This window comes from Pyrinomonadaceae bacterium (assembly GCA_036277115.1).
Lineage (GTDB): Bacteria > Acidobacteriota > Blastocatellia > Pyrinomonadales > Pyrinomonadaceae > UBA11740.
Window position 1 is genome coordinate 310,455 of record DASUNM010000024.1, and the last position, 25,184, is coordinate 335,638.

Sequence of the window (25,184 nt, forward strand, 5' to 3'; positions counted from 1 at the left end):
CGAGCAACCTCACTTCAGGTACTTATCCAGCCAATCCAGCACCGTGTTGTACCACAGCTTTGAATTCTGCGGCTTAAGAATCCAGTGACCTTCGTCCGGAAACATCAGCAGCCTGGACGGCACGTTGCGGCGTTGCAGCGCCGTGTAAAGCTGCAGACTTTCCGTGTAAGGCACGCGATAGTCGAGCTCGCCCGCCGTCACCAGCGTCGGCGTGTTGAAGTTGCCGGCAAAGTTGTGCGGCGACCACCGCTCGTACATGGCTTTGTTAGTCCACGGAGTCCCCTTGAATTCCCATTCGGGGAACCAGAGTTCTTCGGTCGCGCCGTACATGCTGGTCAGGTTGTAAACGCCCGCGTGTGACACGAGGGCCTTGAAGCGGAACCGCGGATCGGTGTTGTGACCGAGAATCCAATCGACCATGTAGCCGCCGTATGACGCGCCCGCGGCGCCGATGCGATTGCGATCGACGTACGAGTTGCGACGCAGAACTTCAGCAATACCATTTTTCAGATCGATGAAGACTTTGCCGCCCCAATCGCCGCTGATCTCGTTTGTGAATTGCTGGCCGTAGGTGGTCGAGCCGCGCGGGTTCGGCATGAACACAACGTAACCCGCGTCGGTAAAGATCTGCGGATTCCAGCGATAGCTCCACGTGTCGTTCCAGGCGCCTTGCGGTCCGCCATGAATCAGGACGAGCAAAGGATAGCGCTTGGTGCTGTCGAAGTTGCGCGGCTTGAGCAGAAAGCCGTGCACCTTTTGATTGAGCGCGCCTGTCCATTCCATTTCTTCGGCAGGTTTTATATCCGCACGAGACATCGCGTCCGCGTTCACGCGCGTGATTGGCGTCAAGCCACTGCCGTCGACATTCGCGCGGTAAACATCGGGCGGCGCTGCCAGCGTGCTGTTCGCGAACACCAACGTGCGTCCATCCGAGGTAATTCCCAGATTGGTAGCGAAGACGTTGTTCAGCACTTTTTGGGGAGCGCCACCGCTGGCCGGAACTTTGTAAACGTTGTGACGTCCGCGTTCACCGGTGAGGAAATAAATCGTGCCTCCGTCGGGAGACGGCACGACGTCCTCAACACTAAGATTGAATCCGCGCAGGAGTTCGCGGCTCGTACCGGTCGCGCGGTCATAGCTCATCAGCCGCCAGCGATCAGCTTCGAAACCAGCCGTGGCTTGGGATCGATAGAGAATTGATTTGCCATCATCCGTATAGATCGGACTGTCTTCGTAACCCCGGTTCTGCGCTGTGATATTTCGCGCGGCGCCACCATTCACCGAAACGACCCAAACATCGCTGTTCGTCGAAATGGCTTCGACCTTGTCCGGATTTTTCAGGAAAGCGACTTCTTTGGAGTCAGGCGAAAACGAATAATCGATGTCGCCGGCGACCGCATACGGGGCCGCATCGAAATCGCCCGGTGTCAGATCGCGCGCAGTGCCGCCGTTGCTCGGAATGATGAACGTGTGCGTCCGCTTCGTATCGCGCCACTCAACCCAGTGACGGAACAGCAGCCGATCGGTTATGTGCGCTTTAACTTTGCTTTTCTCAGCCGCGTCTTCTTTCGCCTGGTTGCAGGCGTCGTCGTTGCACTCCGGATAAACGTCCGAGGCAAACGCGATCCACTTGCCGTCCGGAGACCAAACCGGCCCGCTACCGCCCGTGGAGAGTTTTGTGACTTGCTCTTTGTCATCGCCGTCGGCGTCCATCACCCAAATCTGACCACCGGTGACGTAAGCGATCTTTTTTCCGTCCGGCGACCAGCGCGGCTGGCTCGAAGAAGTTCCGCCTTTGGTCAGTTGCTTCGGCTCGCCACCGCCGATGGGCACGACGTAAATCTGATTGACGGTCCGGTTGTCATCGAACTGCACGTCACCAATTACGAACGCTACCTGACGACCGTCCGGCGAAACTTGCGGGTCGCTGAGGCGCCGCACCTTCATCAGATCGTCGATGGTAAACCGTTGCCCTTGCGCGACGACCGCAGACACGAGCACCAGCACAGTCACAAAAATACCAAGAGAACGCTTCATAAAACCTCTCTCCGAATAAATTGATTTGTCCTGGGAAAGCGCCCGCATTATGTCACTTTTATTTGGCCTTTGCGACTCGCGGGAAGTGCGTAGGGCGCAATGCTGATGGAGATTAGCGCGAGTCGACGCGGGGCAGTAGTCCGACCGTTAGGGAGGGCTCATTACATCACGCGTTTGGAGCCCTCCTTTACAGTCGGGCTACTGCCCCAAGCTCAGCGCCACGCAAACAAGGCTACGGCAGTCTGCAATGCAACGTCAGACTTGAACTCACGCAGATGAGCAGCCTCCCGCCGTATTCAAATCCGATCACTTCGATTAGAATCGCGGGCGATGTCAGAAGGGACCTCGGCGAACTCGATCAATCTGCGTCCGGTGACCACGGAAGACGCGCCGTTCCTGCTCACGCTTTACAAGAGCAGCCGCGGCGACGATTTGCGCGGGCTTGGTTGGGAAGAGGAGCGCGTGAGCGAATTCCTCGACATGCAGTATGAAGCGCAGCAGCGTTTTCATGCGAACGAATACCGGCGGCCCGTGGATCAAATCATTATGCGAGACGGCGAGCCCATCGGCCGGTTGGTGTTTGAGCCGCGCGAGCACGAAATCCGTTGCGTAGATATCGCTTTACAGCCGCGCCATCGCAGCGCAGGCATTGGCGCGCAATTGCTGCGCGAACTACAGAGCGAGGCGAAGCGGCAAAAGAAGCCACTGCGTTTGCAGGTAATTCGCTTCAGCCGCGCCGTTCCACTGTTCGAGCGCCTCGGCTTTCAGCGCATCAGCGAAACCGGCACGCATTTTCAGATGGAGTGGGCGCCGGAAGGTTGAGGTTTAGAGATTTGAAACTTCAGCCCGGAGGGCTGAAAGAGAGTAGTCGGTGGTCGCAGACCACCGGAAACCGGCTACTTTCTGTCAACCCTCCGGGTTGTAATACGTCACGTGAAATATGAAGGAGAGTTTCTATGAAGATTTTAGGAATCATACTTGTCGCAATTCTCGGAACCGTAGCTTTGGTGGCTGGGACCAGCCGTGCATCGCAGTCGGAGTCCGACGCGGCGGCGCGCGTGCCGCTCGAGAACTACATCCAGGGACACGCCACGGGCAACGGCGATTTCATGCGCAAGGCGTTTCATACCGACGCGAAGATAATGGCTTTTCGCGACGGTAAGCTCACCAATCTCACGGCCGAAGAGTTTGCTTCCCGCTTCAACGGCAAACCTGCGCCCGATGAAGCCCAACGCAAACGCCGGATCGAGAGTGTTGAGATCACCGGAAACGCAGGAGTCGGCAAAATCGTTCTCGACTATCCGGCGGTGACGTTCACTGACTACATGTCGCTGCTGAAAGTCGGCGACGAGTGGAAAATCGTAAACAAGGTCTTCTACGCTGCGCCGAAAACAAAACCGTAGATTCAAAGGGCGTTGCAATAATTTCAAAGTCTCCGTGAGACTCTGTCGAGCTCTGTCTCTCTGTGGTGAAATTATCTTCAGCAAAAACAACACCATAGAGACACAGGGGCGGCACCGAGGAAAACACATTAGCACCATCGACCCCATGGGTCTCGGTAGCAAGTAACCGGCGGATGAGGGCACTTTCAGGGGAATGGACACTTTTCAGGGATAAATGGCCAAGTTTTAGGGAACTAAGCCCGAGTCGGCGCGTTTTTACAAGAGAACTCGTGTCTGTCCAATTCCTGTAACCGAGGAGATCTCCAATGCCAAATAGAAAATTGACAGTCCTTTCCCTGAGTTTATTCGTCGCGCTGGGTGTGATTGGCCTGAGCGCCTCAGCCCAATCGTTGACCGGCGAGTGGAAGGGTTCGCTCGTTAAAGACAAATCCAAGGTCAACCTGAATTTCGCGATGCGTCGCGAAACCGATGGCGAGAAGAAATGGAATCACAGCATCGGACACACCTTTGAGTTTTCCGAAATTGGCTTGAACCGGGAACAGGTGCTGAACGGCGGGCCCGTAAGCTTCAGGCTGACGCGCGAAGCCGGCACGATCGAAGGCGAAGGCACTTTTGTAAACGAGAAGGGAACCGGCACGTACCGCTTCATCGGCAACACGGGTTTTCTCGCCGCGATGAAGACGCGCGGGTTCGACTTTGAAAAGCAATCAGGCATTCAGCACGAATCAAAGTCGAAACAGGAAAGTTCGCTCGATGAAAAACTCTTCACGGCCGCGGTGTTGAATGTGAACACGGCGCTGGCTGACGACCTGCGCTCAGCAAACTTCCCCAACCTCGATGTTGGCGATCTCTTCAAAGCGGCCATCTTCAAGATCGATAGCGCGTTCATGCGCGAAATGAAGTCGACCGGCTTCCCGAACCTCGGTATGGAAGAGTTGGTCAAGGCGCGCATCTTCAAAATCGATGCTGCCTTTGTGAAACGCGCCACGGAGATGGGCTTTGCTAATCAGGGATTTGAAAACCTGGTGAAGATGAGCATCTTCAAGGTGACACCTGAATTTGTTGCCGAAGTTCGCAACGAGGGTCTAACGGATCTTTCCATAGAAGAAGTTGTGAAGCTGCGCATCTTCAATATCAACGGCGAGTTTATCCGGAAGGCGAAAGGCGAAGGCGTTCCGTTGACCGTCGAAAGCCTGGTGCAAAAGAAACACGGCGTGTCGAGGGCGCCGCGGCCGCCACGACCGCCGCGCAACCGAGCTCGTACGGTAATCATTTGATCGCTGGATTCAGTCCTTTGCGGCGGACTGACTCTTGAAAACTTGCGGCTCAAGTCGCAGGATTCACTGAATGAAGTCGCCTAAACGCCGGACTAAAAAGCTGCTGGCCATAATCGCCTTGCTGCTTTTGGGTTCGGCGTTCGGCGTTTACGCCTACCTCACCGGCCTCCACACAGTTCGTCACGAACAAGTCAGAATCTCTTCTCGCGGTGCTGAACTGGCTGCCACCGTTTCACTTCCGCGTTGGGGCTCAGGCCCGTTCCCGGCCGTGGTGGCTGTGCATAGCTCCGGGCCTCGCCAGGCACAGGACCTGACGATCGTCTGGCGCAACCTTGTGCCGGAAGGCGTCGTGGTTCTCACCTATGACAAGCCGGGCGTAGGTCAGTCAAACGGTCGCTTCGAAGAGGTGAGAACTGATTCCAGCGAACCACAACTTCGCGCGATCGCGGACGATGTGTTGGCTTGTATTGCGTTTCTTAAAAAGCATCCCATGGTCGATCCCAACCGCGTCGGACTGTTCGGCGGGAGCCAGGCCGGTTGGATCATCCCAATTGCGTGCGACGTCCAGCCGGACATCCCGTTCAGCGTGATTCTCTCGGGACCGGCAACATCCTACGGTCTTGAAATGTATTTCAGCTCGCTCACGGGCGAAGGAATTCGCGCCGGTTCGGGACTCAATGTCGAGCAGATAGAAGAGAGATTGAACAGTTACAGCGGGCCGGCTGGATATGAGCCGCTCCCGCTTCTCACGCGCATGAGGACTCCTACCCTTTGGCTTTACGGCGAGCGGGACATAGACATACCTGCGCAACGCAGCGCGAGGATTGTCACTGAACTTCAGGCGAAGGGATCACCATTCACCGTGAAAGTTTATCCGGACGGAAATCACAACCTTGAGCACTACTCTACGGGTAAGCACTTGAAATACTGGCCCGACATCGTTGACTGGTTACGTAAACAGAAAGTCATCCAATAGGTAGGCAGCGGCTCCAACGTCCCGCGTCCAAGTCCAAAGTCGTCCTTTGCGTGGACCTTGGACGTTGGACCTTGGAGGTTGGACCAGGCTCACCACCGGTTGAAATCCTCTCCGTGACTTCTATAATTTTCGCCCATGAAAGTCATATCCGCGATTCTTCTTTCGCTGGTGGCGTTTGCCGGCCTCGCGGAAGTGCGTGCTCAGACTTCCGATAGCGAACATGACGCGATCAAAATCGCCGTCGAAACCTATCTCTACGAAGAAGACCGCGCCAAGGTCGCGCGGGTGGTAGATTCTGGCGCCAAGATCCTGGGAGTAGATGCGGACGGGAAGCTGGTCACGACGGCGACCTCGAAGCCCGCTGGCAAGATGCCAAAGGGAGCCACAACCCGCGCTCCTCGTCAGAAGATCGTCAATATAGATATCTTTGCAAATGGCGCCGTGGTGAAGGTCGAGACTGACCGTTTGTCGCTCGACGGCCCGCACGCAGAACTGCGGCACGCGCAATATCTCTCTCTGCTCAAGCTAAACGGTGAATGGAAGATCGTCAGCATCCTGATGCCGTCCGTTGGACGGTGAAAGGTGTTCGCAGCGCCTGTCAGAACCACCTGCGGTGACGGGTGATTGATGTTACCTGATTGGGCTGTGCCGAATCCAAGATCAACCGCCCGCTACCGCAGGCGGTTCTGACTCTGTGGTGAACCCCGCCATTAACCACGGAGACACAAAGTTCCACGGAGAGCCACGAAGACTCTATAATCCCCGCTCATGAAAACCACATCTGCCTGCCTTCTGCTGCTGACACTCTGTTTTTGTGCTTCCGCTCAACCGCAATCCGATCGCCAACAATTCATTCGCTATGACGCGCCGCTCATCACGCTGACCAACGTGCGCGTGATCGACGGCACGGGCGCACCGGCGCGCGAAAACCAAACCATCGTCATTCGCGACGGAAAAATTGAGTGGGTTGGTCCGGCCGACGATGCGAAGGTGACCGGCACCGTCAAGGTTGTCGATCTGAACGGCTACACGGTCCTGCCCGGTCTGGTCGGCATGCACAATCACATGTTCTTTCCCATGGGTGGTTCGCCGCCGATGTATTCGAACATGGGCACCAGTTTTCCGCGGCTCTATCTCGCGCTCGGCGTCACGACGATTCGCACCACCGGCAGCGTCCAGCCTCATCTGGATCTGGAAATTAAGAAGCTGATCGACGGCGGCCGCATGATCGGGCCGAAGATGCACGTCACCGCGCCTTACCTCGAAGGCGCCGGCGCATTCACTCCGGTGATGCGTCAGCTCAAGGACGCGGAGGACGCGCGGCGGCTGGTGACCTACTGGGCCGACCAGGGCGCGACTTCTTTCAAAGCCTACATGAACATCACGCGCGAACAGTTGCGCGCGGCCGTGGAAGAAGCGCACAAGCGCGGCCTGAAAGTCACCGGCCACCTGTGTTCAGTCGGCTATCGCGAAGCGGCTGAGATTGGCATAGACAATCTCGAACACGGCCTGCTCGCGAACTCTGAATACGTTCCGAATAAGCAGCCCGACAAGTGTCCCAGTGGCGTCTCCCAGAGTCTGCGCACACTCGATATCAATAGCGAGCCGGTGAAGGAAACGATTCGGGTGCTGGTCGCGAAGAACGTGGCGATCACGTCGACGTTGCCCGTGTTCGAAGCGGGTGCGCCACTAACCCAAACCGGAATTGGCGCCGCCAGTGCCGTCCTGAATCCACGCGTGCTGAATGTGATGAATCACGACGCGCGCGTGCGTTACCTGAACGCGCGTGCGCGCATCTCTGCCGATTCGCCGACGCCAATCCTGGTTCGCAAGACGATGGAATTCGAGCGCGCCTTTGTCGCCGCCGGTGGTTTGCTGATCGCCGGGCTCGACCCCACCGGGAACGGCGGCGTCGTCGCCGGCTTTGGCGATTTGCGCCAGGTTGAGTTGCTGGTCGAAGCCGGCTTCACTCCCGTGGAAGCAATCAAGATTGCGAGCTTCAACGGCGCGAAGTTCATGGGGGAAGATTCCCGCATCGGCTCAATCGCAGTGGGCAAGCAAGCCGATCTGATGATCGTGAAAGGCAACCCCGCTCTGAAGATCACCGACATCGAAAACGTCGAGATCGTTTTCAAAGACGGGATTGGCTATGACACAGAGAAGCTGATTCTGAGTGTGCAGGGATTGGTGGGGGTGAGGTAGGCCTCGGTCCATACTAAGCACTATAGCTAGCGCAACCGCTAACAGCACGTTAAGTTCGCGTCTCACGCGAAGAAAGCTTTTGAACAGTTGCATTGAATGAAACCGCTATCCTACGACGCCAGCCATTATAGGTCACACTGCCGGCGCCCCGCCGAAGCGAAGCGCCGTGCGGGCGCGGGCCTTGGCGGCTTCGACTTCGCGATCACGCGGCGGTGAGTTGGTGACGAGCGAGTCGAGAAGTTCGGTAGCGACTCGGGTGACTTCATCGACTGCGTGATTGAAAGCGGCTTCGTTGGTTTTTGAAGGCTTGTTAAAGCCACTGAGCTTTCTCACAAACTGAATTGCCGACGCGCGAACCTCGTCTTCAGTGGCTGGTGGTGCGAAGTTGTGCAGGGTTTTGATATTGCGACACATAATCTTTAGGTCCTTGCCTGATTGGGATTAATCCGACGATACAATGGGATGCAATTTCGCGCAAAGGTTCGCGGCTTCGCCGCAGCACATGGCGGAAAGGCTATGCCTTTCCGGCGCTCACCTTTCCTGAACTCGACCTGAGGCTGAGCCTCAGGTCGTAATTGATGGGCAACTGACCGGTAAGCCGGAGGCTTACCGCACTGTGCGGCGGCAGAGCCGCGCAGGCTAGGTCTGCCGCCCGCGTCGCGGACTGACGGTTTGTTCGGGCGCTTACTTGGGGTTCCGCTGTCGCTCCACCCCAGGCTTAATGCTGTCGCGTGCTCCGCACGCTGAGGGGTTGGGCTTCTTCCAGCTGCAAGTCCTATCCGAATGCACGTTCAGAGAACATGCTGCTGTGTTCGAAGCTCCTCCGGAACATCCTGATCCTGGCCTTGTTTCTGGCCATCCATTCATCGTCAAAAGCTCAACCCCAGCCTCAGCCGACCCCCAAACAATCTTCAGCGACCGGAGAAGTTCCAACGGTGGATTTCTGTGAAATGGTCACACATCCGGAGCTCTATTTTGACCGGACAATCCGCATTACCGCTGCATACCAGCTTGGTGTCGAAGGATCGAACTTGAATAACGTCCTTTGTGTGCGGAGCCACGACGACTCGATTGGCGTTGGGTTCGAACCACGGGACGAGACACACACGAAACTCATCAACACCGAGGTCAGAAAGATCAGGTCGGGCAAATTCGGCCCCCAGCCGCGCGTCACCGTGGTGGGCCGTTTGCGCAATCAGTCACGCCGTTCGTTCGCCTGGTATCGCTACCGATTCGACATTATTCGCTTTGAAGATATCCGCGACGATGTGACGGAGAGGATCGTGAGCTACTCTGACAGTTTGCAAAAGGGCATTACGTACCGCGGAAGAGTGAAGTCGGACGAGACTTCAGGTCTGGCGCTAATGTCCCCGGTGCGCATTCCGCCCCATCACGCCGTAAGTTTGGAATGGATAAATCTGACGGAATTCCCCTTGCTGCAGCGACTGAGCGCACAAAGTGAAAAGCAAATTATTTTCAGGGTGATGGAAGACAAGCTCAACCCAGTCGAGCCAAATCGCTGGAACCGCACATTCCGGCTGAAAATTCTTCTGATTGAATAGGAATCCGGATTTGCTTGCGTGACACAAATCCGATCGGCTAATCATCGCAAGTCACCTCAGCATTGCGCGTTCAGAGGACATGCCAACACGCCGCGCGACTCTTATCGCGAAGCTCATTATTTTTGCCTTCCTCCTGAAGATGTCTGCCTTCAACCCTGCGCTGACAGCTCAGACTAAACCGGATCCAACTGGCGGCCAATCTCCAATCCCGGAACACTCCGCACGGTCGATTTTTGCAAGTTAATCAAGCAGCCGTATCGCTTTATGAACCAGACAGTTCGCATCACCGCCAACTGGGAGATTGTCGGGCAAAACCAGTATCTGGATGGCATTCACTGCCGCGCCGAATACATTGAAAGACTTGGTACGATTTTTTCCGATGCACAGAACGACGCGATCAAATGGAATGTCTCAAGAGTGCAGTCACGCGAATTCGACGGTCGCGCAAAGATCACCGTCGTGGGAGCTATGCGGGATCCGACTCGGGGTGAAGGTCCGGCCCTGAAGTTTGAAATCTTTCGCTTTGAAGATATCGCGCCTCTCGAAACCGTTCGCGACGTCGACTTCTGTGACATCGTCGGACAGCCGCAACAGTTTTTCGGTAGGGCAGTACGTATCAAGGCCACGTGGCAACAGGGCCATGAATTTTCGTACTTAAACGGCATCGGCTGCCGTACGAAGTTTCGGCATGAAATCGCGACTGGGTGGCTCAACAGCCAGGATCCAAATCTTTCAAAGATGCTGTTGCGCGAATACGGGGGCAGGGCGATAGTTACGGCAGTCGGCACGCTGCGGGATCCGGGTAAGTACTTCGGATACTTTCGCTATCTGTTTGAGGTTCGTCGCCTTGAAGACGTGCAGCACGTTATCGAGCCGTATGAGGGAACCGTGGAGGCCGGGCGGACGTATCGCGCGGTCGTTCGCGGCGACAAAGAGATTGAATTGCGTTTGGTGCCGCCATTGCATATTGAATTTCACTACTCGGCGGGGATCGACTGGCTAAATCTGTCCGATTTTCCAGAACTGGAAAAACTTCACGAGACGTCTGGCGAACGAACAATCGTGTTCAGCGTCATGTCCGACGTGCGCAGGCAAATGACCGAGCGGCGTTGGAGCCGCATGCTGCAGATCAAGATTATTAGGATTGAGTGAAGGCCGAGACCTTATGCGGCTAGGCCGCAGCACATTGCGGAATGGCTCTGCCTTTCCGGCTTTGACCTTTGAAAGTATGACGCCCTGAGGCTGAGCCTCAGGGCGTAGGTTTCTTGTGTCCAGCTGGCCGGTAAGCCAGAGGCTTACCGCAATGTGCGGCGGCAGAGCCGCGAGTTCGCTTTACGCTCCGCAATATACAGGGCACAATTCGCAACTTCTTGGTCGAGATGCGTCATTAGCTTCATGACATCCTCCAACATCAAACTGCGACCCCAACACATGGCTGTCATTCTCAGCGCCGTATTCGTTTGCCTGTTTTCCGTTGGCGCCCAAGCACAGGCTCAGATGTCATTGCCTCGTGTCGGAACCATAAAGGACTATCCGGCGACGGGCTTGATGGTTGGCTGCGGCAATCTTTATTTCTACAAAGCCGCGGACTCGGAGTCGACGACTGCCAATTACGTTTTTCTTTCACGCGGTGATGGCAGTCATGCGTGGATGAATCTGAACGGGCGCGACGTGCGCCTGCTCCAATTCAAATCTGGCGTCGGTGCAAATCGAAAAGTTCGTGGTTACTTCTATCGTTACCGTGGTGTTCGCATCACTGTCGAAGTTGAAGAGTACACGCCGCCGGCGGGTGCCGTTGAGCATACGAGCAAAATGAAGATTACTTTGCGAAGAGGCAGCAGGGTGCGAATTGTTCAAGCCGTCGGCGGGTCGGATTGTTGAGATGGTAAAGCTGATAAATCGCAGCGTGTTGATAGCGGGCCTCGTCTGGATCCTGTCCGCCAGCAGCTACGCGCAATCAGGCGAAACACCGAGACGGCCGCAGACGCTGCGGCTCGCAAACATGCAGGCGATGCTGTTCTTCGAGAACACCGGCAAGTTCTCTCCCGATGTCTTTACCAATCAGGTGAACTTGTGGAACACGACGATCGAGGGAGCTTCGCGCGAAGGCGCCTCGGAATCGATGCTCGTCGTCGTTGAAATCCGATCGGAAGGCGAGGGGTGGCTTCCGCGAAACCGCAAGGTGCAGTTAACCGCGCGGTATCGAATCGCTGACCGAAGCGATCATGGCAAGCCGGCCTTCTTCAGCAAGACGATGACGATCAACATTGGCTCGGACTACAAGTTCTTCGCCGCGTTTTGGCTCTACGACACCGGTTGTCATCCGGTCGAGCTCATCGCGAGAATCGTCGGACAGAAAGGGAGTTTGCGAAAGAAGATTAATTTCGGGTGTGGTGAGTGAACAGCGGCGGGACTCTTAATCGGTGCTGCGCGTTTGTCTCGTAATCGTTATTCAATCTCTAAAGGAGTCTGTGGAAGAAAGCATTCTCTGTGCGAACTTCTGTGGTTTTCTGTGTCTCTGTGGTGAAAAGCTTAAAACCCACCACAGAGAGGCACGGAGGTCACACAGAGAACCACAGAGTTTTTGGGACGAGACTCCTCAATGGGACACGCCCGAATCAAGCGTATCAGGATCCTGGCTTCTTATTTCGCTCGATGTAGCGGCGGGCGAATTCGTTCAGGTGAGGACTTTCTTTTAAGCCAATCTTCTTCGCTTCCTCCTCGGCCGCTTCAACCGTCCAACCATCGCGCAGCACCCGGCGGATCAGCCAAAAGGCGCCCACGCGAATCGCTGATGTGCAGTGAATAAACGCCGGACGATTCTCCGGGTCGTCGGTGATTTTCAGGAACTCGGCGACTTGTTCATCCTTCGGTTCACCAAAGACGACCGGAATGTTGAAATATCGCAGGCCGAGTTCTTTGGCTTTGGATTCCTCTTCGGCTGCCCGATGCTCGCTCGCGACACGCAGGTTGATAATCGACTTAACGCCTTCGTCCTTTAGTTGCTGCAGATGTTCCAGTCGCGGCTGGCCCCCCGTGCAGAATTCTTTGTTGACTCGCACAAAATTCCTGATGGGAGGAGTTTCCTGCTGCGCTGCGATTGGCATCGCTGAGAGGAGGAGCAAGAAAAGAATAGTTTTCCTAATCATTTGTTGAGCGAAGCTTGGCAAAAGTGTCAGACATTACGAAAGAGCGGGGGCAAGCCCGCCTTCCCGACCCTGAGACTTCTAAACCTTGCGCGAATCCGTCTCGTTGAAAGCTATTTTATCGGTGATCTTAATCTCAGATCTAATCAGCTCAAGGTCAGGAAGGCGGGCTTGCCCCCGCTCTCACTGCCTCTTTTGTGCAAAGATTTGCCTCGAACCTAAGATGAGTTCTTCCCGAAACTATACAACGCGCTTCTCGTGCGGATGTAGATTCTGCCATCGGCAATCGCCGGCGTGGCGTAAACTTCATCGTCCATCTCGTTAATCTTCAAGACTTCCCATTCGCCGCCGGCTTTCAGAACTGAAACCTGACCGCCCTGGCCGATGACGAAAACTTTATCGTCAGCTGCGACCGGGGACGCGAAGTATTTATCAATCGCTCCCATCAACCGGCCCTGCTTGATCACGTTGCCGTTCGCCGGATCGAAAGTCAGCAGGATGCCGCTGTCGTTAATCATGTAAAGCACGCCCTTGTAGAGCAGCGTCGAAGGAACCTGGGGCACCGGTTTGTAGTAATGCCAGCGGACGGCCGTCGCGGTTTGATCCCCTTCGCCGCCCATCTTGATCGAGAGCAGACCATTTTCAGAAGCCATCATCGCGCGAAATACTTCCCAATCGCGTGCATTCAGCCTCTCATCACGATCCATGTCGAACGCCTCGAAAGCATTGCTCAACATCCGGTCCATTTTTTCAGTTCCGGAGATTTCAGACTTGGCGATTTCCCGGTCTTTGTTCTTATCGTAAATAGGCAGGGCCTCGTCGAAAGAAATGGTTTTGATCTGCTGACCTTGCTGGTTCTGCGGAAAGCCCCAGCCGTTGATGTAGAGATATTCGGCATCATGGCTGGCAATCGATTTCATTTCGCACGCCAGACCCTTAACCCACCAGACTCGTTTGCCGTCGGCTACTGAATAAGCTGAGAGCTGAAATGATTCAGGGACGATGATCTGCTTCGCACCTTGTTTGGGTTGGTAGACGATTGGCGTTGAGTAACCCGAGATGACGCCTGGCCGGTCAACTTTCCAACTTACTTTGCCGGTGTTTTTGTCGACCGCGATTAGGTATGAGACGGGATTATCCTGATCGACAGGCAGGACGATCTTGTCGTCAGCCAGAATCGGGGAAGCGCCGAAACCGTAGAACATGCTGAAAGGCCCCAGCGGCAGCTTCCAACGCTCTTTGCCCGCACGGTCGTAAGAGATGAGACCGAATTCCTGGAAGAAAACATACACATTGGCGCCGTCAGTGACCGGACTGGGCGAAGCCGGATTATTCACGTTCTGCAAACGGCCTTTACTCGCGCGCGGCACCTCGCGCTGCCAAACAATTTTTCCGCTTTTGCGGTCGAGTGCGATCACCAGGAGTTTGTAATTCTCCTTTTCAATCGGACTCGCCTGGAAGGCATGGGCCCGCCGGTTGGCGGTGGCCGTGGGAATTTTGCTGTAAGCCGTGAGAAAGATTCGGTCGCGCGTAAGCACAGGTGACGAATGACCCGGCGGCAAATTAGTCTTCCACAGGACGTTCTTTGTTGGTCCGAACTCGACGGGCAGCCCGGTAGTTTCGGCGACACCGGTACCATTCGGTCCCCGAAATTGAGACCACTCAGTGGCCGCTTTGGAAAGTAGCGTGGGCTTTGCGGCAGACGAGTGTGTTAAGACGAGCAGCGAAGCAACGGCGGCGCTGATTAAGCCGGCGAATAGTTTGTTTGTTGGCATGGCTGTTGTTAATTCTGACGGGCTTGAGCCCAGGCGATTCGGATCCAGAGAAACAACAATGAAGAGACGGCGGGATTTTAGTTCAACTTAAAGAAAATCAATAGTGGGTGGGCATGCTTTGACTCAAAGGTTCCTTTAAGGTTGGACTACTTCTTCAGCCCGGAGGGCTGATAGATAGTAGCCGGTGGTCGAAGACCACCGGAACCGCGCCCGAGTGATTTGGGCATCCTGAAGGGATGCAAGAATTCGCGGATTTAACTGGCACCCCTACAGGGTGCAACTAACGAACGCGCCGATCCGGAGGTCTCCACTTCGCTCCGACCTCCGGCTACTTTCTGTCAACCCTTCGGGTTGCAATACGGGCTACTCGTTTTCAATCACCGACAGGATGTTGCCCGCGGGATCTTTGAACCAGGCGATTGTCGGACCGCCGTTACGATGAATGCCCTTTTCATCCGTCTTAATTTCGCCTTCATACTGCTCAAAAGTTACGCCGCTTTTCTTAAGTTCGTCGACGGCGGCTTCAATGTCATCCACCATGAAATTCAGCACCGTAAACGTCGCAGGCTTGTGGTTTGGTTTGGGATAAAGAAACACGCTGGCGTCGCCTGACGGTTTCAGTTCCAGCCCTTCGTCGGACTCAGATACTTTCACCCCTAATGTCTGGCCGTAGAAATCCTTCGCTTTCGAAAGATCATCAACTGAGAAACTCGAAAAAGCCTTGCTCGTCGTTAACATGAAACACCTCCGCATTATTGATACCTGATGACGAGCCGGAGTACATCGTGTCGCGATTACAATTTTCTTCTCGATTCGTCGCGGTGCTGGAGCAACTTCGTGATCACAAATAAGGCCGCTTACTCCACTCATTTTCCAGCTGTGACCGTGAACTTCAGGTCGTTTGCGCTTTCCGCCAGTTTGATGTCGTTGCCGTTGAATGCGGTGACGATCACGCGATACGACCCGGGCGCGAGTGGCTTGTCCAAAGCATACGATGTCCCATCGACGCGTTTGTTAATGTAGTCATAATTCGTTTCCGCACCGCTCGCGCTGTCACCGTGAATGCTGAACTTGTAGTACGCCGCGTCGGGATAGTCCGCCCACTTCACTTCGATGTTGTCCGGCCTTACTTTCGCACCGGCTTTTGGATTAGCAACTTTCAAATCACTCTTGAAGAGATTTGAATCGGGCGCAAAGAACGTCTGGTCGGCTTCCAGTTGGTACTTGGCTGCGGTGATGATGCCTGACGTCGCAAAGACGTAGTACGGAGTGTCGAACACCTTGGCCGTCAATCCTTCGTACAGCCCGGGCGGCACGTTCTTAATCAAATATTCGCCGTTGTCACCGGTTTTTGTGGTGAACGTCCGGCCCTGACACCCGCCCAGGTAACGATTGAACTTCTCGCATAACTTCACCTCGATATCAGGCGCGGGCTTGCCATTGAACAGGACCTTCCCCTGCACATTCGCGGTGCCGGCGGCGGGCTTTTCTTTCTCGACGCCGGTCCCCGAATGAATTAGACCGTCCTTATCGGGCTTGCCCGATGAAACAGTCGAAGCGTTTGAGTTTGCGCCAACGGGATATGTATTTACGTTGCCGTTCCTGACGGTTGTTTTGCAGCCTGAGACGAGGCCCGAAAAGAGCAGAACGAAAAGGCAAAGGATTTTTATTGAGCGGGACATATCTCTCCGATCGGTGAATTGAATTCTGCGAGCGTTACTTTTCTAAACCCAATGTTGCTGACGGCGCAAATCCAAAAACTTGCCGATTAGTTGCGTTGATCTTTTTCTGCTCGTCGTCTAGGATTGCGAAACCCAGTTTGCGTCGAAATTTGTTGTGAGGCGTGCATCCTCGAATCTAACGGGTTCTCCCAAACAATCGAAGTTCGTAAACGCTTGCCACTGGTGAGTTATGACCCCCGAACGCTGGCGACAAGTTGAAGACATTTTCCAGACCGCGCTCGATCTGCCTGTGGAAAGACGCGCCACGTATCTGTCTGACGCTTGCGGCGCCGATTCCACCCTGCACGAGGAAGTTGTCAGTCTGCTCGCCAGTCATGAAACCGGCGATTACTCGTTCGAAGACCTCGTGCCCGAAGAAATCAAAGCAAAGCGTTTCGATCCTTTCGGTGAAGATGTCGATCCTTTAATCGGGAAACGGCTCGGCGCGTATGAGATTGTGCGCGAGATCGGCCGCGGCGGCATGGGTGCGGTTTATGAAGCCGTGCGCGTGGACAAAGAATTCACGCGGCGCGTGGCAATCAAGCTGGTCAAGCGTGGCATGGACACCGATTTTATCCTGCGGCGCTTTCGCAAAGAGCGACAGATTCTCGCCGCCCTGGACCATTCAAACATCGCGCGGCTTCTGGATGGCGGCACGACCGACGACGGACTGCCTTACTTCGTCATGGAGTTCATCGAAGGCGGCCAGCCCCTCTACCAATACTGCGACAACCGGAAGCTGAGCATAAGCGAACGCCTGAAGCTGTTTAGCGCGGTCTGCGACGCCGTTCATTACGCCCATCAGAAACAGGTCGTCCATCGCGACATCAAGCCTTCGAATGTGTTGGTGACAAACGACGGCGTGCCGAAGCTGCTCGACTTTGGTATTGCGAAGCTTTTGAATCCGGAGCTGGCCGGCGACATCACTCACGATCCAACCGCCACGGCGATGCGCTTGATGACGCCGGAATACGCTTCGCCGGAGCAAGTGCAGGGCGCGCCGATCACGCCGTCGACCGACGTTTATTCGCTTGGCGTTCTGCTTTATGAATTACTGAGTGGTCATCGGCCCTATCGTTTGTTCAATCGCGCGCCGCATGAGATTGCGCGCGTGATTTGTGAAGAGCCGCCCGCGCCGCTGAGCATCATCATCACGCGTCCGCACGATCTGCTGCCTTCAGGGAATGAGGCGACGACGCTCGAGAACGTTTATCTCGCGCGCGGAGCAACCGTCGAGATTTTGCGTCGCGACCTGTCGGGTGTCCTGGAAGACATCGTGTCGCGTGCGTTGCGGAAAGAACCGCAGTGGCGTTACCCGTCCGCCGAGCAGTTGGGGGAAGACGTCACTTCGTTTTTGGAGGGCCGGCCGCTTTCCAGTCTTCCCGACGCGCCGTATGCGAGTCAGATGAGGCCGAGTCCGGCTTCGTCCGACACGGCGCTCGCGGTTCTGCCTTTGAAGTTGATCGAGGTACCCGGTGGCTCCGACTCAGGCTCTGACTACCTCGGTGCGGGACTCACGGACGCGCTGATTACGCGGTTAAGCACAATTCAAAGATTTGCGGTGCGTCCGACGAGCAGCGTCCTTCGTTACAGCGCGGAAGCTGATCCGTTGCAGGCGGGAAGGGAACTTGGCGTCGCATTCGTGCTCGACGGGCGCGTGCGTCACTCCGGAGAGCGCATTCGCGTGACTTTGCAGTTGTTGGACGTCAATGACGGCACTACCGCGTGGGCCGGTCAGTTCGACGAGAACTTCACAGACGTGCTGGCGCTGGAAGACACGATCTCTTCGCACGTCGCTGAAGCCATCTTGCCGCACCTGAGCGCGGACGAGAAGTTGAAACTGGCCAAGCGCGGCACGAATGATCCACAGGCGCACGAGGCGTATCTGCGCGGTCGTTCTTACTGGAACAAGTTCACGGAAGAAGGATTCGCGAAGGCAATCGTTTGTTATCACCAGGCAACGGCCATCGATCCGGATTACGCCGTTGCGCACGCCGCTATCGCGGAGTATTACAACTGGCTCGGAATCTATTCTGTCCTGCCTTCGAATGAGTGTGGCATCGCCGCCTATGAGGCAGCCGCGACGGCGGTGGCCATCGACCCGCTCCTTCCCGAAGCTCACTGCGCCCTGGGCCAGGCGAAGCTTTGTCGCGACTTTGCGTGGGACGGAGCCGAACGGCAACTCTTCCGGGCTATTGAACTGAATCCGAACTATGCCCCGGCGCGCACCTGGTATGCGTTTCAACTGGCCATGGAAGGGCGTTTCACTGAGGCCTCGCGCGAAGCGCAGGCGGCAGCTTTGCTTGACCCCTTTTCAATCATCACGCGCTTTTGCCGGGTTTGGTGTCTCTACCACGCCCGTCAATTCGAAGCCGCACTTGAGCTGTGCCGTGAGTATCTGACCGCAGACCCGGACAACCTGATGTTGGTCTACATGGCCAGCTTCATGTTGAGCGCCCAGGGCCAGCACGAACAAGCGATTGCCAACGCAGAGCGCTGCGTCGCGTCAGTAGGAAAAGCGTCGCGCACGCTGGGGCGCCTCGCCACCGCCTACGCCGAAGCCGGACAGATCGAGCAAGCGGAAGCCATTCTGAAAGAGATGGGTGAAGTTGCCGGGCGTCGCTTTATCTCGCCTTATCACCTCGCGCTGGTTCATAGCGCGCTGGGTCGCACTGAAGCCGCCCTTGAAATGCTGGAGCGCGCGGTAGAAATCAAAGACGCCTGGGTCCTTTATGCCGCGGTCGATCCTGAGTTGGACCGTCTGCACGGCCATCCGCGGTTCGACGCATTGCTGCGGAAGTTGAATCACCGCCTCGCGACGCTGCCGACGCTGCCGATTGAAACGCACCTCGGGCAGGAGTCCATCGCGGTGTTGCCGTTCAAAATTCTGACGCAACCGACTGAAAACACGGGCGACGAGTATCTAGGCATAGGTTTGGCTGACGCGCTCATCACCCGTCTGAGCAACGTGCGGAGATTGGTTGTGCGGCCGACGAGCAGCGTCATGCGCTATCGCGGCGTCGCGGTTGACCCGCTGGTAGCCGGTCGCGATCTGCACGTCGAATACGTTATCGATGGAAGTCTGCGTCGCGTCGGCGAGCGCTTGCGCGTGACGGCGCAACTGATGAACGTTGCCGAAGGCGTCACCAGCTGGGCCGATCAGTTCGATGAAGAATCGAAGGACGTGCTGCAAATCGAAGATTCGATCTCTGAGCGCGTGACGAAAGCGCTGTTGCCGCAACTGACTGGCGACGATCGCGTGCAGCTTTCGAAACGCGGCACCGTAAATCCGAAAGCGTTTGAATGGTATCTGCGCGGCCGTTATCACTGGAACACGTACACCGAATCAGGGTTGGCGCGCGCGATTGAATGCTACCACCACGCCATCAAGCTCGATCCTAACTATGCGCTCGCGTACACCGGCATCGCCGACTACTACAACTGGCTCGGCGTGTTCGGCGTAAAGTCGTTCGACGAATGTACAGCCGCGGCGAAGGAGGCAGCGCAAAAGGCCGTCGATCTCGATCCGTCAGCTGCGGAAGCCTACAGCGCGCTCGGGTTTGCCACGATTGCGCACGACTTTGACTGGTCAGTCGCTGAAGCGCATCACCGCCGCGCCATCGAAATTAATCCGAATTACGCCACGGGGCATCACTGGTACAGCTTTCATTTGACCATGACCGGGCGGTTCGATGACGCGCTGCGCGAAATTCTGCGTGCGCGCGAACTCGATCCGCTGTCGCCGAGCGTGGTGCAGGCGACGGGCTGGTGTTATTACCAGTCGCGTCGATACGAAGAAGCGATTGCCACGCATGAAAACTTGCTCGAGGTCGCCCCGGATTTTTCGGTTGGAGTGGCGACTTACGCGTGGGCCTTGCGCGCCGCCGGTCGCGCGGCTGAGGCCGTCGCAGTCTCCGAGAAAGCTTTGCAGGTATCCGGCGGCGGACAATTTTTCGTCTCGGGCCTCGGCCAGTCATATGCGGCCGCGGGTCGCGTCGATGATGCGCGCGCGGCGTTGCGTCGGTTGAAAGAGATGTCGGCGCGGGCATATGTATCGCCGTATCACACCGCACTAGTCCATGTGCACCTGGGCGAATACGACAAGGCCCTCGCCCTGCTGCAAGAAGCGCATAGTGTCAACGACGGCTGGTTGTGTTGGATCGGAGTGGAACCGGCGTGGGACGTTGTGCGCGGCGATCCGGTCTTCGAAGACTTGCTCAGCAAGACCAGGAACCCGGCGCCGCAAACATCCCTCAGCGAGCAAACGGTCATTGCGCGACGCGCGAAAGGCGCCGCCGCGGCGCGTTCATTGGAAACATCGGCAGTGGCCACGCCCGCTCCGGAAACATCACCCGGCGAAGACGAAGAAGCGCGCCAGCTTTTTACTGCGGGCCGCTACTACGCGACTCGCCGCACCGCCGAAGGCCTGCGGCAAGCGATTCAGAGGCTCGAGCGCGCAGTCGAACTCAAACCGGATTACGCCGTCGCTTATGCTGAGTTGGCTGATTGCTACGCGTTGCTGAACTGGTACGTCGAGCCGCCACCGGCCCACGCGTGGCAACGCGCGAAGCACGCGGCCTTAAGCGCAGTCAGAGCGGATCCGAATCTGGCGGAAGCGCACGCGTCGCTCGGCTTTGTCCGGCTGCATTTCGACCGAGACTGGGAAGGCGCGGAACGCGAACTTCAAAAAGCCATTGTGTTGAATCCGCGCAACCAGGTTTCGCATCGGTGGTATGCGTACAGTTTGTCGGCGATGGGGCGGCACGACGAAGCTTACCGCGAGGTTGAACGCGCCCGAGAGATAACGCCACAGTCGGCGGTGATCGCGACGGCGCTGGCCAACGTGTTGTTTCTCGCCGGTCGTTTCGACGACACGATTGCCCAGTGTCGCAAGGCGCTCGAACTCGATCCCGGCGCCGTGGCCGCGCACACCGTGCTGCGTTGGGCTTATGAGCGGAAGGGAATGGTCGCCGAAGCTTTGGCGGCATATGAACAGGAACGCAGTTTTGCCGGCGACAGTCCCACGACGCGCGCGAAACGAGCTCACGTGCTGGCGGCGACCGGTCATCAGGAAGAAGCGCGCCGGATTCTCGAAGAGATTATTGCGAAACGCGACGAGCAATGGGTGACGGCATATGAGATTGCGATCATTTACTCGTTGTTAGGAGACCGCGATAAAGGATTTGAGTGGCTGGCGCAGGCTGAGCAGGAACACGCCGTCGGCTTCACGTTTGTCCGCGTCGATCCTCATCTTGAGAACCTCCGTTCCGATCCGCGCTTTAGAGATCTAATTCGCGGCACCGATCGAACAATTCCGTAGCCCGGGAGCGCGGGCATCCTGCCCGCATCTGGTGCTGGAAATGTCTAGCGAATCTCTTTCGTTGGAGGCGAAAAATGGAAGCAAACAAACCGAAGCGGCTGGCGGAAAAGCTACGCCAGGTCCGGGCGAGTCTTGGCTTATCGCAGAGCGAGATGCTTAGGCGATTGGACGTTGAAGACGCCATCACACGTTCATACATTTCAGAATATGAGATCGGTCAAAGCGAGCCGCCCTTGCTGATCCTCTTACGTTACGCGCGTGTGGCGGGGGTCCCGGTTGATGTGTTGATTGATGATGAATTGGATCTGCCTGCGAAGTTGCCGTAAAGCCTGGGACGGGTACCAAAAGTTCACAAGCGCGGAGACGTTGAAATTGTCTCAACGAGCGGAAGCGAATGCCTTGGGATGACAAACGCAGATTCATAGAAGGCCTCGCTCTATGCTGCTCCAACCTCCGGGAGCACAGGTACGCTCGCAGCGGGTTTTGCTATTGAATTTCTCGTTCGCCTGAGTTAAAGAAGCAGCCACAGAAAGGCAAGCAATCCGTTCGCTCCCGTTGTCGAAGCACGGATTGAGCTGGGCATAGTCAGGAGTTTAGAGGAGAAAAGAAGAATGGCTGCACGCGCCGAAGTCTTTAACACCCGGACCTCAATCGATAAGAGACGCGCCGAACGGATCTTCTACACGGCGATGTCGGTTCTATTTCTGATCACAGTCTTTGCCGGCTTCTCGCGGACGTTTTTTCTGCGACCGTATTTTCAGACGCAACCCCTACTCCCGCTGTTGATCGCGCACGGAATTATCTTCTCTTCCTGGATCATTCTGTTCTTGACGCAGACGACGCTCGTTGCGGCGAAGCGCACGCGAATCCACATGCGTTTAGGAATCGCGGGAGGCGTGCTGGCGGGTCTCATGTTTATTATTGGCGTGTACACATCACTCGTGCGCGCCAAGGGACCGTCACCCATTCCTGACGTAAATCCGCTGGCGTTCCTGACGATACCGCTGGGCGACATGCTGTTGTTCGGGATTCTGGTCGGCGCCGCATTGTATTTTCGACGGCGCGCCGACACTCACAAAAGATTGATGTTACTGTCGACGATCGCCATCCTTCCGGCCGCGGTGGCGCGGCTGCCGTTCAGGTTCATCGAAACCGGCGGACCGTTGGTCTTTTTTGGCGTCAGCGATCTTTTCATCCTGCCGTTGCTCATCTTCGACATCATCACCCGCGGAAAGCCGCATCGAGCGACTTTGGTAGGCGGCGCGCTCATCGTGATCTCGCACCCGCTGCGAATGGTCATCGGTGGCACGCAAGCCTGGCTCGCGTTCGCCACGTGGATTACGCAGTGGGTGTGAAATATTCCTGCGGACTAAGTCATCTCAATTAGGCGTCTAGTCAGCCATCTGAAGGTAAATGTCATGAATGTGGACTCCACCCCAGCCGAGATGTCGGTTGGGGACCCCGTGCTTGCCCCGCCTAATGTTCAAGCGGCGGCAAGCCGCTCTTCCTGACTGAATATAACCGTGAGGCCCTTTGGTTTTCCGAAAGAAGGTCATCGATGAGATTACATACTCACCTGGCGTCTCTTGTCATTTTCATGGCCGCGCTGATTTCCGGTTGGTGTGGTAACGGTGGGCCATCACCAACGCCAAACCTCACGCCGGCGGAGTCATTGAAGCCGGCCGCGCCGGCCAGGCTGCAAGTGCAAACGGAAAAAGAGGTCACCTTCTATCCAACTTACGGCTACCGGGCCGGCACGAACTGGAATGCGCAATTACGTGGTTGGGTTCATGAAGACCGGGAACATCGGGCAGAGGGCGTGGTTAAGCTCCTGAAACTGGCCGCCAAATGCAACGACGCCGAAGTGACTACGGTTCGATCGCGCTCAGCCGACTTTGTCGATGACAACAAAACCTCGGAAAGGGTTCTGGTGAAGTTCGACTCTGATCCTGAGGACAGAGCCTATGAGTTCACCAGGAGCTCGTCTGATGGAATCGTCAGACTTGATTTGGTGCTGACTGACGACGAGGCGAAGCGGTTGCTCGAACAACAGAAATCACCCAATGGCTGGTTAACCTTTCGCGCCGTGTCGCAGGACCATACCGGTTTGGGACGAGTCAGGTTAATCGAATCTGATCCAAATGGAATCTCCCTCATCTCTGACATCGACGATACGATCAAGGCAACCGAAGTCCCTGCTGGTAAGGACACGGTCTTACACAATACTTTCTGTCTTGATTTCAAAAGCGTCGTGGTCCCCGACATGGCCGCGGCGTACAAAGCGCTCGGCGATATTCCCGTCCACTACGTTTCGGGCGGACCCGAGCAGTTGTTTGGGCCGCTCTATGATTTTCTGATCACTGGTCCGGGCGCCTTTCCGGAAGGGACGTTTCATCTGAAATTTTTCTCGACCCATCCTTCGCTGGAATCGACGAATAATCTCATGAAGTTTCTGGGGAGCTCATTGGAGGTGACTTATAGACACAAGCTCAGCGAGATCACCGAACTGATGAACAGATTTCCCGAGAGAAAATTCATCCTGGTCGGAGACTCAGGAGAAATTGACCCGGAGGTCTACAACGAAATCAGAAAGAAACGGCCGGCCCAGGTTCAGGAAATCCGGATTCGAGACCTCATCAACGATAACGCCGTAAATAACTTCAGGCTGACGGGGATGACCGTGATCCCGGTTAACCCCATCGTCTGCGTTGACGACAAGCATTTCGAAAAACTGTTGGAAAAGATGCAGGAGCATCACAAAGAGGAATACGTACGGAATCCGGCTTGCCCCCGGAGTTGACGCAACGACTTCCGAAGGCTCGCTGATGGCGAGTCCGGTTTAACGACTTACTGCCGGAGAATCTTTTCCATCGCTTTTCCTTTGGCGAGCTCATCAATCAGCTTGTCTAAATAGCGTACTTTTTGCATCAGCGGATCTTCTATTTCTTCCACGCGCACACCACACACCACGCCTTTGATGAGCGAAGTATTTGGATGAATCTCCGGCGCTTGCGCGAAAAACGTCTCAAAGTTATTTTCTTGTTCGATTTGCTGCTCTAGACCCGCTTGGTCATAGCCAGTCAACCAGCAGATGATTTGGTCAACTTCTTCTTTCGTACGATTCTTACGTTCCGCTTTTTGCACATACAGCGGATAGACCTTCGCAAATTTCATCGCGAAAATGTGATGGTTAGACATTGTCATTCCTCCGGGGTGTGAGAGCGCCTTTTCATAAACCGAGACCGCCTCACCGTCGTATTGGACCACTTCCATGAGCTGCCAGCCTTCCCGGATCAGCAGGCTATTCGCAGTGCTTGTGCCCGAGTACACAGTGGTAAAGCCGAGATTGCGGGCGACATCTTCAAGGGCGGATACGAGCCGCGCGCCGATGCCGTGACGCCGGAACTGCGGCGCCACCATGCCGCCACCGATCCACGGAGTGAGATGCTTGTGGGTAGAGATTGAATCGGCTTTGAGCGCAGCGACACCACATGGCTCAGAGCCCAAAAACGCAACCAGTCCGACTGGTAGTTGATCGCGGTTTGAATAAGCTACGAGGTCCCTGTGTGCGTCGCCTGGGCCGGCAGTGCCGTAGTACGTGGTCCACTCGCTTTCAAACAACCGTTCCAGAGTAGGCAATGCCTCCGGATGATCTACTAGATAGCCGATGCGCACGTCAGGAGACATAAGTCGCTTAGCGCTCTAAGGGTTGAGTTGACCGCTCGTAATCAGGGCGAAGTCCGCCTTAAGATCTCAACTCGATCG

General features: G+C 56.0%; 21 protein-coding genes. 14 read left to right on the plus strand and 7 right to left on the minus strand.

Annotated elements, in window-relative coordinates:
- Positions 1-9: 9 nt before the first annotated feature.
- Entirely contained in the window at positions 10-2,037 is a 2,028-nt protein-coding gene (locus VFX97_14860; protein ID HEX5704478.1) for a S9 family peptidase, read from the minus strand.
- 330 nt (positions 2,038-2,367) lie between these two features.
- Between VFX97_14860 and VFX97_14865 the strand changes: the two genes are divergently transcribed.
- The 6 genes from VFX97_14865 to VFX97_14890 all read left to right on the plus strand — a co-directional run bounded on the left by VFX97_14865 (position 2,368) and on the right by VFX97_14890 (position 7,895).
- Positions 2,368-2,859, plus strand: a complete 492-nt coding sequence (locus VFX97_14865; protein HEX5704479.1) for a GNAT family N-acetyltransferase — start codon at positions 2,368-2,370, stop codon at positions 2,857-2,859.
- A gap of 134 nt (positions 2,860-2,993) precedes the next feature.
- On the plus strand, positions 2,994-3,440 hold the full coding sequence (locus tag VFX97_14870; protein HEX5704480.1) for a nuclear transport factor 2 family protein: 447 nt from the start codon (positions 2,994-2,996) through the stop codon (positions 3,438-3,440).
- 305 nt (positions 3,441-3,745) lie between these two features.
- Positions 3,746-4,717 (plus strand): hypothetical protein, encoded by a 972-nt coding sequence (locus VFX97_14875; GenBank protein HEX5704481.1) that lies wholly within the window; start codon positions 3,746-3,748, stop codon positions 4,715-4,717.
- Positions 4,718-4,787: 70 nt separating this feature from the next.
- Positions 4,788-5,693 carry a prolyl oligopeptidase family serine peptidase gene (locus tag VFX97_14880; protein HEX5704482.1) on the plus strand — a complete coding sequence of 302 codons (906 nt, stop codon included), beginning with the start codon at positions 4,788-4,790 and terminating at the stop codon, positions 5,691-5,693.
- A 135-nt stretch (positions 5,694-5,828) separates the two neighbouring features.
- A complete protein-coding gene (locus VFX97_14885; protein HEX5704483.1) occupies positions 5,829-6,272 on the plus strand; it encodes a nuclear transport factor 2 family protein in 444 nt (147 codons plus the stop codon).
- Between the two features lie 189 nt (positions 6,273-6,461).
- On the plus strand, positions 6,462-7,895 hold the full coding sequence (locus tag VFX97_14890) for an amidohydrolase family protein (GenBank protein ID HEX5704484.1): 1,434 nt from the start codon (positions 6,462-6,464) through the stop codon (positions 7,893-7,895).
- A gap of 132 nt (positions 7,896-8,027) precedes the next feature.
- Here the strand turns inward: VFX97_14890 and VFX97_14895 are convergent, their stop codons facing one another.
- Positions 8,028-8,309: a DUF2277 domain-containing protein gene (locus tag VFX97_14895; GenBank protein ID HEX5704485.1), complete on the minus strand. Its 282-nt coding sequence runs from the start codon at positions 8,307-8,309 to the stop codon at positions 8,028-8,030.
- A 386-nt stretch (positions 8,310-8,695) separates the two neighbouring features.
- On the opposite strand from VFX97_14895, the gene VFX97_14900 reads away from it, so the two are divergent.
- The 4 genes from VFX97_14900 to VFX97_14915 all read left to right on the plus strand — a co-directional run bounded on the left by VFX97_14900 (position 8,696) and on the right by VFX97_14915 (position 11,858).
- Positions 8,696-9,457: a hypothetical protein gene (locus VFX97_14900; protein ID HEX5704486.1), complete on the plus strand. Its 762-nt coding sequence runs from the start codon at positions 8,696-8,698 to the stop codon at positions 9,455-9,457.
- Between the two features lie 264 nt (positions 9,458-9,721).
- Positions 9,722-10,609 (plus strand): hypothetical protein, encoded by an 888-nt coding sequence (locus VFX97_14905; GenBank protein ID HEX5704487.1) that lies wholly within the window; start codon positions 9,722-9,724, stop codon positions 10,607-10,609.
- A gap of 243 nt (positions 10,610-10,852) precedes the next feature.
- A complete protein-coding gene (locus VFX97_14910; protein HEX5704488.1) occupies positions 10,853-11,338 on the plus strand; it encodes a hypothetical protein in 486 nt (161 codons plus the stop codon).
- 1 nt (position 11,339) lies between these two features.
- Positions 11,340-11,858 carry a hypothetical protein gene (locus tag VFX97_14915; GenBank protein HEX5704489.1) on the plus strand — a complete coding sequence of 173 codons (519 nt, stop codon included), beginning with the start codon at positions 11,340-11,342 and terminating at the stop codon, positions 11,856-11,858.
- Between the two features lie 226 nt (positions 11,859-12,084).
- Here the strand turns inward: VFX97_14915 and VFX97_14920 are convergent, their stop codons facing one another.
- From VFX97_14920 to VFX97_14935, 4 genes are all read right to left on the minus strand, one after another.
- Positions 12,085-12,564, minus strand: coding sequence for a protein tyrosine phosphatase family protein (locus VFX97_14920; protein HEX5704490.1), 480 nt, complete (start codon positions 12,562-12,564; stop codon positions 12,085-12,087).
- A 257-nt stretch (positions 12,565-12,821) separates the two neighbouring features.
- Entirely contained in the window at positions 12,822-14,378 is a 1,557-nt protein-coding gene (locus VFX97_14925) for a PQQ-binding-like beta-propeller repeat protein (protein ID HEX5704491.1), read from the minus strand.
- A 363-nt stretch (positions 14,379-14,741) separates the two neighbouring features.
- A complete protein-coding gene (locus tag VFX97_14930; protein ID HEX5704492.1) occupies positions 14,742-15,116 on the minus strand; it encodes a VOC family protein in 375 nt (124 codons plus the stop codon).
- Between the two features lie 128 nt (positions 15,117-15,244).
- Positions 15,245-16,060, minus strand: a complete 816-nt coding sequence (locus VFX97_14935) for a hypothetical protein (GenBank protein ID HEX5704493.1) — start codon at positions 16,058-16,060, stop codon at positions 15,245-15,247.
- A 229-nt stretch (positions 16,061-16,289) separates the two neighbouring features.
- Between VFX97_14935 and VFX97_14940 the strand changes: the two genes are divergently transcribed.
- The 4 genes from VFX97_14940 (at position 16,290) to VFX97_14955 (ending at position 24,219) form a co-directional block, all read left to right on the plus strand.
- A complete protein-coding gene (locus tag VFX97_14940) occupies positions 16,290-21,419 on the plus strand; it encodes a protein kinase (GenBank protein ID HEX5704494.1) in 5,130 nt (1,709 codons plus the stop codon).
- Positions 21,420-21,493: 74 nt separating this feature from the next.
- Entirely contained in the window at positions 21,494-21,745 is a 252-nt protein-coding gene (locus VFX97_14945; protein ID HEX5704495.1) for a helix-turn-helix transcriptional regulator, read from the plus strand.
- Between the two features lie 285 nt (positions 21,746-22,030).
- On the plus strand, positions 22,031-22,774 hold the full coding sequence (locus VFX97_14950) for a hypothetical protein (GenBank protein HEX5704496.1): 744 nt from the start codon (positions 22,031-22,033) through the stop codon (positions 22,772-22,774).
- A gap of 203 nt (positions 22,775-22,977) precedes the next feature.
- Entirely contained in the window at positions 22,978-24,219 is a 1,242-nt protein-coding gene (locus VFX97_14955) for a phosphatase domain-containing protein (GenBank protein ID HEX5704497.1), read from the plus strand.
- Positions 24,220-24,266: 47 nt separating this feature from the next.
- On the opposite strand, the gene VFX97_14960 is transcribed toward VFX97_14955, so the two are convergent.
- Positions 24,267-25,106, minus strand: coding sequence for a GNAT family N-acetyltransferase (locus tag VFX97_14960; GenBank protein HEX5704498.1), 840 nt, complete (start codon positions 25,104-25,106; stop codon positions 24,267-24,269).
- Between the last annotated feature and the right edge of the window lie 78 nt (positions 25,107-25,184).